The 12199-nt window shown below is 68.9% G+C and carries 11 protein-coding genes; 8 read left to right on the top strand and 3 right to left on the bottom strand.

Going from position 1 to position 12199, the window contains the following annotated elements:
* Nucleotides 1-17 precede the first annotated feature (17 nt).
* The 4 genes from LY40_RS11910 to LY40_RS11925 all read left to right on the top strand — a co-directional run bounded on the left by LY40_RS11910 (nucleotide 18) and on the right by LY40_RS11925 (nucleotide 2666).
* Nucleotides 18-713, top strand: a complete 696-nt coding sequence (locus LY40_RS11910; RefSeq protein WP_183781765.1) for a response regulator transcription factor — start codon at nucleotides 18-20, stop codon at nucleotides 711-713.
* Entirely contained in the window at nucleotides 713-1336 is a 624-nt protein-coding gene (locus LY40_RS11915) for a hypothetical protein (protein WP_258936849.1), read from the top strand. Before LY40_RS11910 ends, LY40_RS11915 begins: the two co-directional genes overlap by 1 nt.
* Nucleotides 1312-2028, top strand: a complete 717-nt coding sequence (locus tag LY40_RS11920; RefSeq protein ID WP_258936850.1) for a sensor histidine kinase — start codon at nucleotides 1312-1314, stop codon at nucleotides 2026-2028. Before LY40_RS11915 ends, LY40_RS11920 begins: the two co-directional genes overlap by 25 nt.
* A gap of 122 nt (nucleotides 2029-2150) precedes the next feature.
* Nucleotides 2151-2666, top strand: a complete 516-nt coding sequence (locus LY40_RS11925) for a PepSY domain-containing protein (RefSeq protein ID WP_183781771.1) — start codon at nucleotides 2151-2153, stop codon at nucleotides 2664-2666.
* 127 nt (nucleotides 2667-2793) lie between these two features.
* On the opposite strand, the gene LY40_RS11930 is transcribed toward LY40_RS11925, so the two are convergent.
* Complete coding sequence (locus LY40_RS11930; RefSeq protein ID WP_258936851.1) at nucleotides 2794-3306, bottom strand: anthrone oxygenase family protein; 513 nt, start codon at nucleotides 3304-3306, stop codon at nucleotides 2794-2796.
* A 264-nt stretch (nucleotides 3307-3570) separates the two neighbouring features.
* Here LY40_RS11930 and LY40_RS11935 point away from each other — a divergent pair, with 264 nt between their 5' ends.
* The 4 genes from LY40_RS11935 (at nucleotide 3571) to LY40_RS11950 (ending at nucleotide 9071) form a co-directional block, all read left to right on the top strand.
* Nucleotides 3571-5526, top strand: a complete 1956-nt coding sequence (locus LY40_RS11935) for a helix-turn-helix domain-containing protein (protein ID WP_183781777.1) — start codon at nucleotides 3571-3573, stop codon at nucleotides 5524-5526.
* Between the two features lie 274 nt (nucleotides 5527-5800).
* Nucleotides 5801-7078, top strand: coding sequence for a hydroxymethylglutaryl-CoA reductase, degradative (locus tag LY40_RS11940; protein WP_258936852.1), 1278 nt, complete (start codon nucleotides 5801-5803; stop codon nucleotides 7076-7078).
* 155 nt (nucleotides 7079-7233) lie between these two features.
* On the top strand, nucleotides 7234-7716 hold the full coding sequence (locus LY40_RS11945) for a hypothetical protein (RefSeq protein ID WP_183781783.1): 483 nt from the start codon (nucleotides 7234-7236) through the stop codon (nucleotides 7714-7716).
* Nucleotides 7713-9071, top strand: a complete 1359-nt coding sequence (locus LY40_RS11950; protein ID WP_258936853.1) for a tripartite tricarboxylate transporter permease — start codon at nucleotides 7713-7715, stop codon at nucleotides 9069-9071. Before LY40_RS11945 ends, LY40_RS11950 begins: the two co-directional genes overlap by 4 nt.
* Nucleotides 9072-9621: 550 nt before the next feature.
* On the opposite strand, the gene LY40_RS11955 is transcribed toward LY40_RS11950, so the two are convergent.
* Nucleotides 9622-10869 carry an MFS transporter gene (locus LY40_RS11955; RefSeq protein ID WP_258936854.1) on the bottom strand — a complete coding sequence of 416 codons (1248 nt, stop codon included), beginning with the start codon at nucleotides 10867-10869 and terminating at the stop codon, nucleotides 9622-9624.
* Nucleotides 10866-12170: an ATP-grasp domain-containing protein gene (locus tag LY40_RS11960; protein WP_258936855.1), complete on the bottom strand. Its 1305-nt coding sequence runs from the start codon at nucleotides 12168-12170 to the stop codon at nucleotides 10866-10868. Before LY40_RS11960 ends, LY40_RS11955 begins: the two co-directional genes overlap by 4 nt.
* Nucleotides 12171-12199 lie beyond the last annotated feature (29 nt).

The raw sequence follows: 12199 nt of genomic DNA on the forward strand, positions 1-12199 counted from the left end.
GGGCTACGGTGCGGTGCGTGGCGCAAGTGTTGTTGGTCGAGGACGACGCGACCATTCGTAGCTCGCTGAGCAGGGCCCTGCACGACCTCGGGCACGCCGTCACCTCGGCGGGGACGGCCATGGACGGACTGAACCAGGTCGTGGCGCAGCGTCCGGACGTGGTGGTGCTCGACATCGGCCTGCCCGATCTGGACGGGCGGGAGATGCTGCGGATGCTCCGCGCGGTCAGCCACGTCCCGGTCGTCGTGGCCACCGCGCGCGGTGCGGAAGAGGAAATCGTGGACGTGCTGAACTCGGGGGCCGACGACTACGTGGTCAAACCGTTCGGGGCCGGTCAGCTGGACGCGCGGATTCGCGCGGTACTGCGGCGCGGCGGGCAGCGTTCGGAGCCCGAGACGCTCGTCGTGGACGGACTGCGGCTCGACCCGGCCGCCCGAACGGCCACATTGGACGGTGAGCCGCTCGAACTGACCCCGCGCGAATTCGACGTGCTGCACTATCTCGCCCGACGTCCCGGTCAGGTGGTGAGCAAGCGGGAACTGCTCACCGAGGTGTGGCAGCTGCCCTACGGCGGGGCCGACAAGACCGTGGACGTGCACGTGTCCTGGCTGCGCCGCAAACTCGGCGAGACCGCCAAGAACGCGCGGTACCTGCACACGGTGCGCGGTGTGGGGGTGCGGCTCGGCGGGGCCGAGGAACCGGGGAACTCCTGATGCGGCGGCGGATCGCCCTGCTAGTCGTCGCCACCACGGTCCTGGTCGTGGTGGCGTTCCTGATCCCGTTGGCCGTGCTCGCGCGCACGGTGGCGTTCGACAGGGCGGTCAACGACGCGACCGTCCAGGCGCAGGCGCTCACGTCGGTCGTGTCCACAGCGGATCCGCGAGTGCTCGAGCTGAGCGTCCAGCAGGCGAACGCCGAGGGACGCTTCCCGGTCACGGTCTTCCTCGGCGACGGCACGAGAATCGGCGCGGACGCCGACCGCACGTCCGCGGTTCGGCTGGCCGAGCGGGGTCGCAGCCTGACCGTGGACACCGAGAACGGCGTCGAAGTGGTGGTGTCGGTGGGCGACGCCTCCGGCGGTCAGGCGGTCATCCGCACCGCCGTCAGCGAGGAGGAGCTGATGCGCGGGGTGCACCGCGCATGGTTGCTGCTGGGCGCGCTGGGGGTGGCGCTGGCTGCGCTGAGCGTGCTCGTCGCCGACCGTATGGCGCGTGGCCTGGTGCGCCCGACACGGGAACTCGCCGCGGTGTCGCACCGGCTGGCCGCCGGGGTGAGCTGGACGCGCGGGCCCACGTGGCGGCGCCGCGGGAGATGCGTGATGTCGCCACCGCCCTGAACCACCTGGCAGGCCGCATTCGCGAACTGCTCGCCGAGGAGCGCGAACGAGCGGCCGACCTGTCGCACCGGCTGCGCACACCGCTGATGTCGCTGCGGTTGGACGCCGAAGCGCTGTCCGATCCGGTGGAATCACAGCGGATCACCGGTCACGTGGACGCGTTGCAGCGCGCCGTCACCCGCATCATCGACGAGGCGGGGCGCCGCAGCGGTACGTCCACCGGCGACGTCGCCGAGCACTGCGACGCGGCCACGGTCGTGTCGGAGCGGGTGGCGTTCTGGTCGGTGCTCGCCGAGGACACCGACCGTGAGGTGCGCACCGACCTCGCCGAGGGACCGTTGCCGGTCGCCGTCAGCGAGGCGGACCTGGCCGCGTGCGTCGACGCGCTGCTCGGCAACGTCTTCGGGCACACCGTGGACGGCGTCGGTTTCTCCGTGACCCTGGAGCGGGGTGACGACCTGGTGCGACTCGTGGTCGACGACGAGGGAACGGGCTTTCCCGAGACGAGCACCGGTCCGCTGCGGCGCGGCGCCAGCGGAAGCGGGTCGAGCGGTCTCGGGTTGGACATCGTGCGCCGCGCGGCCGCCGATTCGGGTGGTGGCGTGACCTTGGAACGGGCCCCGGGCGGCGGCGCCCGGGTGGTCGTCGAACTCGGGTACGCGAACCCGTCAACCCGCCCCGAACTGCGGTGATGCGCTTTAGCCTCGCCTTAACGTTCGAGTAGCGCCCGGTTAGTTCCTCCGCTGGGAACGTCGTGCTCGACGGCGGCGCCGATGCCGCCCGAGCATCACGGAAACGCACAGGAGGATTCGACGTGTTGGGCAAGAAGAAGCTGGTCGGAGCGATTGCGGTCGCAGGTGGCGTCCTGGCCATGAGTGGCACGGCCGTTGCGTTCGCGGCCGACGGCGGCCAGTCCGGGGACTCGCGTCCGGCATCGGCCCAGCAGCAGTCCGAGCGGCCCTACACCGGTCCGGACCCCGAGGACATCTACACCGGACCCGGCGACCACTACACGGGTCCTGGCGACCACTACACCGGTCCCGACTCCGACGACATCCACACGGGCCCGAAGGGCGAGCAGGCGCCGTCCCACTGGGGCAACCCGTGGCCGGAGCACTGCTCGAGCGAGCAGCCGGCCGTCGGCGCGCAGCAGGCCGAGCGGATCGCGCTGCAGCGGGTGCCCGGCGCGAGCGTGATCGAGATCGACCTCGACCGCTGCTACGGCTTGGAATGGGAGGTCGACCTCCGCAAGGGCGCTGCGGAGTACGAGATCGAGATCGACGCGGACAACGGGAAGATCGTCTCGTTCGAGCAGGATCGGGACGACTGACGGAGCATCGCGTCCCCGGCCCCCGCATTCGGCCCGCCCGGACCGGGTGCGGGGGCCGTTCCGTTCGGCGGCCGCACCGCCGCGGCAGCCGCCGCATCGTGGCGGACGTGGCCGTGGGCGTCGGCTGTCACGCTCGCGGTTCCGAGGTGATCCGGTCGCGGTGCAGCCGCTGCAACCCTACGAAGGCGAGTGTTGCGGTCACCGCGCTCATGCCGAGCCGGAACCAGTGGCCGACCTCGAACTCGACGGCGGTGCTCCGCAGCAGTTCCGCGGTGTGCATCGCCGCCCCCTCGTCGAACATGATCTCGTTGCGGGGCCAGAAGTACAGCACCGAGAACAGGAATTCGCCGAGTGCGAGCGATGCGAGGCTTGCCGCGATCCACCACCGTGCGGCCCGAACCTTCCTGACGAGCAACAACGTGACCACGGCGACGATCAGTGTGGCCGCGCCCATCGGCGGGAAGAAGTCGGCGGGTCCGGTGACGTCGAAGAACTCGCTGGCCTCGGTCAACGACCGCGGAACGTCGTGGAAGACGTTGGGATAGATGACGATCGTCTCGACCGCGATGCCGCCGAAGGCCACCATGGCCAACCAGACATACACGGCGGAGACGGGAAATCCGAGTCGGTGAACCGACATGGCGTGACTCCGTATCGGACGGAAGGGAACTGACCCCGGGAACGCTAGGGCGGTGTGACCCGACGGCGCGTCCGTCGCAGCGCCCTCGCCGGCTACGCGTTCCGGCGTACGCCGGAAGGTGGCGAGCTACGTCCGGCGGTTGCGTGTGCACGCTCCGGCGCAGCCGGCGGCGGCCGCGACGACCGCGCCGGTCGGCGGGCAGTCCGAGGCGCCGCCGCGGGCGGCTGTCTCGACGCGGCGGGCAGCCTGGGGGATGCTCGGCTCATGGCCGTGCGGAACGATCGGCAGGACTCGATGCTCTCCGTGTCCGAAGTCCTGGAACTGCTGGATGCGGTCGTGGCGGAATCCGACACGTCGGAACCCGCCACGACCGTCGGTACGGCCCTGCCCGCCGACGACGCTGCTGCGCTGGAGGGACGCATCCGCAACGTGCGTGCCTCGATGGCGCGGTGGCGTCGCCGCGGACAAGAGCTGTCGGCCCTGTTCTCGAGCGCTCACGAACTCGCCGAGCTGCGCGACACCGACACCTTGCTGGACCGCCTGGTCGAGCGGGCCCATGACCTACTGGGTACCGACGTGACCTACCTGTCCGAGTTCCACGAGGGCAGGGACGAACTTCGGGTCCGGTCGACGTCGGGGGCGATCGACTCGTCGTTTCGCCGGTTGCGGGTCCCACCGGGCATGGGGCTGGCCAGCAAGGTCGTGCACACCCGACTTCCACAGTGGACTTCCACGTATCAGCAGAACGACGACATCCCGCACGAACCCGGGATCGACGCGGCCGTGGCGGCCGAGGGTCTGGTCTCGTTGCTGGGGGTGCCGCTGATCGCGGGCGACCGCGTGCTCGGCGTCCTGTTCGCCGCGAACCGCAGTGGCCACACGTTCACGCCGGACGAAGTGGCGCTGCTGAGCGCGTTCGCGAATCATGCCGCTGTGGTGCTGCAGACGACGTCGTTGCTGGAGCAGGCGCGGTTGGCGGCCCACGAGGCCGACCGTGCCCGAGCCGTGCTGGCCGACAACGTGACGGCGATGGAACGGGCGAGCGCGGTGCACGAGGACCTGACGGCGGTGGTGCTGAAAGGCGGGAGCGCCGAGGGTGTGGCGGACACACTGAGCGGAGCCCTGAACCGGCCCGTGACGATCCTCGACCGGGACTGGGAGCCGATCGCGGATGCGCGGGCCGGGGCTCGCGGTCTCGCCGCGGCGGACGGACTGTCCGGCCGGGTGCGGGAGGCGATCGCCGAGAGCCGGCCGTCGGGGCGGTGCGTGTTCGTCGACGGCGGTGCCCCGGAACCCGAGGTGGTGGTCGCCGTGGTGGCCGGCGACGTCTTTCTGGGAGCCGTCCTCGTCGGACACGGTGAGCTGGAGCTCGGGGCCGTGGAGCAGCGCACCATCGAGCGTACGGCCCAGATCGCGGCCCTGGTCGCCGTGCAGCAGGACGCGGTGGCTGAAGCCGAGGACCGGGTCAGGGGAGAACTCGTCTCCGACATTCTGCGGGGCGATGTGCTGCAACGGCCCGACCTGGTCCGCCGCGCGCGAGCTCGGGACGTGCGGCTCGACGAGCTGCGGTCGGTCGTCGTCGTGGCCGTGCCGGCCGAGGCCCGTCGAACCGTGTCGGTGGCCCTGCGGCGGGCCGGTTCGGGGGCGCTGGTGGGCGAGCGCGACGGGGTCCTCACGGTGCTTTCGCCGCGACCGGAACCGAACGACGTCGCGCACGAGGTGTGGGCAACCGCCCGCCGGGCAGCGGAAACCCCGGTGCTGGCGGTCGCGGGGCCGCCGGCACCGGCGGCTGCCGCGCTGGGGGAATCCTTCGAGGCGGCGCGCCGCTGTGCGCAGCTGTTACAGAGCTGGCAGGCGCCGGACGGCGCCGTGGATGCGCAGGCCTACGAGCCGTATCTGGCGGTGTTCGGCTCGCGCCCGCGTGACCTGTCCCGGTTCATCGACTCGGTCATCGGGCCGGTTCTGCGGTGGGACGAGGAGCGCGGTACCGACCTGTTCGCGACCCTGTCGGCGTTCGCCGAGTCACAGGCCAGTCCGACCCGCACGGCGCGGGCACTGCATGTGCACATCAACACCGTCACCCAGCGACTCGAACGGATCACGGCGCTGCTGGGAGAGGGCTGGCGGGAACCCGAGCCGTTGTTCCGGATCTCGCTGGCGACGCGCATGCGCTCGCTGATCCGCCGGCACGCCATGGACGGACCTGCCGACACGCGGTGATCGTGTCCGCTGCGGGACTGGACGCGCGCGGCCACCGGGTGGGGCGTCGCGCTCTCCAGTGGCGCTGTGCCGGGCCGGGGTTGTGGGTGAACTACACGTGGCCACCGGTCCGAATGTGGGTTCTTCGCCCGTATGGACGCGGTCCGTGACGGCCTAACGTTCCTGGTCAACCGGAACGGCAGTGCGGCCGACCCTCGTCGTGCCGCCTGCCTGCCGGGTGTGAACTGTCGTCGTCGCCGGTGCCCGGTGACGCAGTACGGCGTGGGAGGTCCGCGTGTCCGTGTACAGCAGGTTGTCCGGGTTCCGGGACGTGCCGCCGGCCGCTCGGCGAGCGCAGCTCGCCGAGCACACCGGCCGCGCCCCGGACGAACTCAGCGCGCTGGATCCCTCCGAAGGGCTCACCGTCGAGCAGGCCGACCACATGATCGAGAACGTCGTGGGCGTGCTCGGCGTACCACTCGGTGTCGCCACCAACTTCACGATCAACGGTGACGACGTCCTCGTCCCCATGGCGACCGAGGAGCCTTCCGTGGTCGCGGCCGCCAGCAATGCCGCCCGAATCGCCAGGGTCGCCGGCGGCTTCCACACGTCGAGTTCCCGGCCCGTCATGCAAGCGCAGATCCAGGTCGTGGACGTCGAAGATCCGGAGGGTGCCCGGCTGCGCCTGCTCGACGCGCGTGCCGAGCTGTTGCGGATGGCCGACGAACAGGATCCGCAACTGGTCGAACTCGGCGGCGGGGCCAGGGAACTGTCGGTGCGAGTGGTCGAGGCCAGGCCCGGCAGGTACGTCGTGCTGCACCTGATGGTCGACGTCCGCGACGCGATGGGGGCGAACGCCGTCAACTCGATGGCCGAGGCCGTCGCGACGCGGGTCGGGGAGATCGCTCGCGGGCGGGTGCTGCTGCGGATCCTGACCAACAAGGCCGATACGCGACTGGCGCGTGCGAATGCCGTGTTCGACGCCGCGACCCTCGGCGGTGCGGACGTCGTGCGGGACATCGTGCACGCCGGCGCGCTGGCCGAAGCCGACCCGTACCGCGCGGCGACGCACAACAAGGGAATCCTGAACGGCATCACGGCCGTGGTGCTCGCGACCGGCAACGACACTCGCGCCGTCGAATCCGGTGCGCATTCACACGCCGTCGGTGCGGACGGCCGCTACACCGCTCTCTCGCGCTTCGAAACCGACGCCGACGGCAACCTGACAGGAACGCTGGAGCTGCCGATGCCGGTCGGGCTGGTCGGCGGGGCCACGAAGGTGCATCCCGCGGCGCAGTCGGCCGTCCGGCTGCTCGGCGTCGCCACGGCCCAGCAGCTGGCCGAGGTGATCACAGCCGTCGGACTCGCGCAGAACCTCGCGGCGTTGCGCGCGCTGGCGACGGAGGGCATCCAACGCGGCCACATGTCGTTGCACGCGCGCAATGTGGCGGTGTCCGCGGGAGCCAGCGCCACCGAGCTTCCGCAGGTCGTGTCGCGCCTCGTTGCCGACCGGGCCGTCCGTGCCGACCACGCCGAGCGGGTGCTTGCCGAACTCAGAGCAGGCCGGCCGTGACGAACCGGCCGCCGGGCGCCACCCGCGCCGGGGTCGTGCCCGGCAGGAACGCCCGCGTCGTCGGCGCCGGTTCCCGTCGGAGATCGGCGTCGCGCCCCGCATGCGACGAGCCGCAACACCGGAACCGCCCACCAGGTACGACGCGGGAGTGAGCAATGAGTGGCAACGAACGTACGGTTTCCGGGGAACCCGTTCCCGACCCGGCGAACGAGCAGTTCCCCGAACACGACGACGATTCTCGGCCCTATCTCGTGTTGTGGGGCGACGCGGTGGCGCCTAAGGAGCTGGGCCGGTCCTTGCTGCTGGCCGTGCCGGTCGCGCTGGCCGCATTTCTGCTGGCACAGCAGGTTCTGTCCGGAGCGGGAAACGAACAGGTCGTCGACGGATACGCACTCCTCGTCGGGCTCGCCGCGTGCGTCGCTACGGGCGCGCTCTGCGCGAAGTTGTTCACCCCGAAACGGGTGTTCGCCGAAAGCCGGTCCGATGGCATCCGCTCCGGCCTTCCTCCCGAATTCTCCACGCCCGAAGCCGTCTCCGGGCTGCCCGACGAGTACATCGAGGAAATGCGGGAGATCGGACTGTACGAACCCGGAACCTCGCCTGCCGGTGACACGGCGAGAAAGGGAGTTCAACAATGATCGTGGATCTGCTCTGGGCTCTCGGGATGGGCCTGACGGGCGCTGTGGTGTTCGGCGCCATCGGCCTCGTTTCGGGTACCGACGAGACCGCGACGCTCGGGCCGTTGACGTTGATCGTCGTGCTTGCCGGAGTTCCGCCCGTCGGGGTGTTCACGTTCTTCATCGCCGCGGCGGTGTCCAAGCACATGACACACGCGATTCCGACCACGCTGCTCGGAATTCCGGGTGACACCATGGCGGTGCCGCTCATGGAGGATGCGGACGGAATGCGGCGGCTCGGCGCACCGCACGTCGCGTTGCGCAAGGCGCTCGCGGGCGCGCTGCTGTCGGCTGTCATCGCCGTACCGGTCGCGGTGGGAATCGCAACCGCGTTGGCGCCCTTGTCCGAAACCGTGGAGGCTGTCGCACCGTGGCTGTTCGCGGCCGCCGCGATCTTCGTGGGCTATTTCTCGCCGGGCCGCTGGGCCAGCATCGTGGGAATCATTCCGTTCACCCTGGCCATCGCCGCGTTGCACGGATTCACCGAGCAACACCTCGGGGACTCGCTGAGCATATCGTTCTTCCTCGGTATCGCGATCGGCCCACTGTTGGCGGACCTGGTGAGGGCGACGTCCCGCACCGGGCGTGCGGGTATGGAGCGCAGCGGTGTCCGGGAGTTTCATCTCGCGCCGGACCTGTCGGACGGCAGGGGCCCCTTCCCCAACCCGTTTCGCGTGCTCACCCGACAGCAGATCGGCTACACCGCGGGTTCGGCCGTCGTCACCTCGTCCACATTCGTGTTCAGTCCGGTGGCGACGACCGTCATCGTGGGTGAAGCGGTGGGTGCACGGCTGAAACATCCCTACCAACGTCTGAGCTCGCTGATGGCGGTCAAGAACGGCACGACGGAGTCGACCTATCTGGCTGAGACGATCATTCCGCTGGTGGCGTTCGGCCTGCCGTTGAGTCCCGTCGCCGCCGGCCCCGCCGCCGCGTTGTTCAACGCCCCGCCGGTCTACTCGGTGGATTCGGGACAGAATCTGCACTCGATGCTGTCGTCGTGGCAGTTCCTGTTCTTCGGGTTGCTGGGGGTGCTCGTCGCGGCCGTGGTCGTCTATCCCGTCGCGATGAAGTATGCGCGTGTGGCCAGCGCATGGGTGATCACGCGCGTCAGCCACGAAGCGCTCATCGCCGCGTTCGCCGGGTTGATCGTCGTCGTGTCCTGGTACGAAGGCGGAGCGCTGGGACTGTTCACGTCGCTGACCGTCGGGTTGCTGGGCGGTCTGTGCAACCGGGCCTTCGGTATGAACGCGGGCGTGCAGTTCATGTGTTTCTACACCGCGACGATGTTCGTCCCGATCCTGTTGGCGGCATGAGCGACCGCCGACGGCACTGGTGGACCGCCGGTTGTCGCCCGTGGGACGACCAGCACTTGGCTTCGCCGGCATCCGCACGGATCCCGCGGGTCGGCGTCCGGAGGCAGGCCGTGCGGGCCGTCGACCCGCGGCGGTACAACGGCACCATGGCCGTCGTGACGAGCCGACAACCCGGCTGAACTGGGATTTTGGTGGGCCGCCCGGGGCTCGAACCCGGAACCCGAGGATTAAAAGCCCGCGGGTTCGAACGCGGTGATCTTGAAACAGGCTTCGATTGCAGTGCTTCTACCTGCACTTTTGGCAGTATCAAGATCATATTTGCGATGGCTAACGACTAGTCTGGCCTCCGTTATGTCTCCGTTCTTCCTGCAGCGCTCAGGTGGGCCTCGAGATGATCCGACCTGGGGTTTTGTCTCGCTAACGCACGGATTCGAGGGCTGGCATCATCGTAAGCCGAGCGAGGGGGCGCTGGGGCGAAGGACGTCCGTCCGATGGACCTGCGGCAGGCCCTCCCTCGGGCTTCCTGTCCGCGTGGGTGGACCGCGCCTTGTCATGGCGCAATCTCGCCCTTCTTCACATCGGGATTCCGGCGTTGGCCCAGTAGAAAGACGACCGGGACTATCGCAAACACAAGGGCAGCGACGACGGTGTTGGGCACAAAGGAGGGCGACCAGCCAAACAGCGGCGCGGCGACGGCGGCCGCTGATGCTGCCGCCACTTGGTAGCCGGCATTGAGTGCAGTGTTGACTCCGCTGAGCCGGTCGTCACCTGCCGCAAGATTAGCCCGCCCGCGCAGCAGCGGGAAGGCCAGCGCCTGAGCAAAGGTCAACGATGCGTACAGCATGGCCTGGGCGATGAGGGAATCCGCGAGCAGCGGCAGCGCGAGCACAAGCGGCACCGGCACCGCCAGCAATGCGGCGAGCCACGGGTTCGGCAGCTTCGCTACGACGCCGGTGAGCGATGCACCCACGACTGCGACGACGCCGGCCGCGACGAAGACGAGGGTCACGGTGTTGACGTCACGGGTTGCGCCGGTGGTGTCCGTCAGTACCCAACTGGGGTAGAAGGAGATGACGGTGAACAATGCGAAGGTGAACAGCCAGAACGCCATAACCGGCTCGCGAATTCCGGGCCTGGCGGCGTGCAGCAGTACTCGCAGCCCGCGGTTCGCCCGGCCGTTCGTGTGCCGGGGTGCCGCAGGGAACGCGAACAGCACCGCCACCGCGACTGCCGCGGCGAGGAGCGCAAGTGCCGCGAAGCTCCACCGCCATGATAGATGCCCGGCGACGAACAGTGCGCCGGGCACGGTAACCAGCTGCGCCAGTGAGCCACCGGCTACCACCTGACCGGTGACTGCCATGCGTCGCTCCTGTGGCACGTAATCAGCAATGCATGGAAACACCGCCACGCCGATGAGGGGCATGAACAAGCCGGTGGCGACCCGCAGCCCGATCGCGAGCACACCTGAGTCGACCATTGCAGTGCCGAGCAACAGCAGCGCGACGACCGAGCTGCCGATGACGACCGAGCGCCGCCGTCCGATCACGTCGACGAACGGCCCGAAGATCAGGTTACCCGCGAAGCTCGCCAGTGGCAGTGCGGCGACGACCGCCCCACGTTGCCACTCGGACATGAACATCTCGTCGGCCATGAACACGACCAGCGGCGGCACCAGCGCGATGTTCGCGGCGACGATGAACCACGCCGCGCCGAGTAGTACTGCAACCAGCCACCCGGGGACGGGACGGCGCTCGGCCAGTGTGCGAAAACGGTTGTCGACATCAGCCGAAGTCGTCACGCCACCGGCTCCGCCTGGTGTGGCCAGTTGATCATCTCGATATCCGTGCGATCGCCCAGCTCCCGCACCGTCGAGACGCACGTCGTGACGACCTCTTCCCGGCTGTTCCCGACACCGAGCACGTGGCCCAGGTAGTGCAGATTGCTCTCGGCCCTCCGCACGTCCTGGCCGGGACGGGAGCGCAGCACCCAGTCACGGATATTCTCGTTATCGCGTAGGAACGACAGGTCCGCGTCCACGCGGTGCACCGCGTTACGGACAGGCGCGAGCACGTGGGCGCCTCCGTGTCGCATAGGTTGAATCGATGGTTCCGGAACTGGCAGTCCCAAGTGGACGGCGATCAACGCCTCGTGCACGTCGACGCCCCAGCACTCCTTTATGAGCAACGGGTTCGGACCACCCACGATTCGCGGATTCGGGTCGATGAGGCACGGGCCAGTGTCAGTCATGATCACCTCCATATGGAACAATCCGAGGTCAAGTTCGAGTGCCCGCGCCGCGGCAGCCGTGTACTCTCGCACCTCCCGATCGCGTTCGATGGACAGAGCGGCGGGCACGATCGAGCCCAGCTCCATCGTGCGATCGTGCTGGTACTGCTGGCGTTCCAGCACGGCCAGTGGCACGTGGACTCCGCGGCCAGCTGCGATCTCGACCGACATCAGCGCGCCTTCGAGATAGGTCTCAACGATGAGATCGGTGCCGAACGCCGCACGCTGTGCCGGGGTCATCCAAGCTACCGAGTTGCTGATCTTGCTCTGCGCGACTGCGATGTCGGCGTGCTCTCGAACGATGCTCGCACCAATACTCGCACTACCTGCCGCGGGCTTGACGACAGCGGGCAGTCCGACCTTGTCCAATGCCGCCGGAATGCCCTCCGGTGCATCTACGACGGCGTACTCAACGGTACGTAGTCCGGCTTCGGCTAGGCAGTCGCGAGCCAGCGCCTTATTGCGTGCGTTCTCAACCCCGGCAGGGCTCGTGAACGGAATGTCCAGCGACCTGGCGGCGGGGGCGAGGCTCTGCACAACCTCATCGTGCATGCCGATCACCGCATCGACCGGGTGTTTCTGGTCGATCTGTGCCAGCACCGCGTGCACCGCGTGCACCGCGTGCTCGTCCCCTGAGCTTGTGAGCGGTACCACCCGGTCGACCGCCTGCCGCATCGTGTCGAACTCGGCGCCCTGGTACGCGGACGCATAGCTCTCGGACGCCACGAAGGTCACGTCGTGGCCGAGCCGCGTCGCTGTGAGCACGGCACGGAACCCGTACGGACGGCTATCAACGAAGACAACGTGCGCCATGTATTTCCTTTCCTTTACGTGACCGCTCG

The organism is Prauserella salsuginis, from assembly GCF_024648885.1.
GTDB lineage: Bacteria > Actinomycetota > Actinomycetes > Mycobacteriales > Pseudonocardiaceae > Prauserella > Prauserella salsuginis.

What these genes read in the sequence shown, in the direction of transcription:
- LY40_RS11950 (WP_258936853.1), top strand. Translation starts at nt 7,713, where the DNA reads ATGATCGTGGATCTGCTCTGGGCTCTCGGGATGGGCCTGACGGGCGCT.
- LY40_RS11930 (WP_258936851.1), bottom strand. Translation starts at nt 3,306, where the DNA reads ATGTCGGTTCACCGACTCGGATTTCCCGTCTCCGCCGTGTATGTCTGG.
- LY40_RS11960 (WP_258936855.1), bottom strand. Translation starts at nt 12,170, where the DNA reads ATGGCGCACGTTGTCTTCGTTGATAGCCGTCCGTACGGGTTCCGTGCC.
- LY40_RS11915 (WP_258936849.1), top strand. Translation starts at nt 713, where the DNA reads ATGCGGCGGCGGATCGCCCTGCTAGTCGTCGCCACCACGGTCCTGGTC.
- LY40_RS11935 (WP_183781777.1), top strand. Translation starts at nt 3,571, where the DNA reads ATGGCCGTGCGGAACGATCGGCAGGACTCGATGCTCTCCGTGTCCGAA.
- LY40_RS11945 (WP_183781783.1), top strand. Translation starts at nt 7,234, where the DNA reads ATGAGTGGCAACGAACGTACGGTTTCCGGGGAACCCGTTCCCGACCCG.
- LY40_RS11920 (WP_258936850.1), top strand. Translation starts at nt 1,312, where the DNA reads ATGCGTGATGTCGCCACCGCCCTGAACCACCTGGCAGGCCGCATTCGC.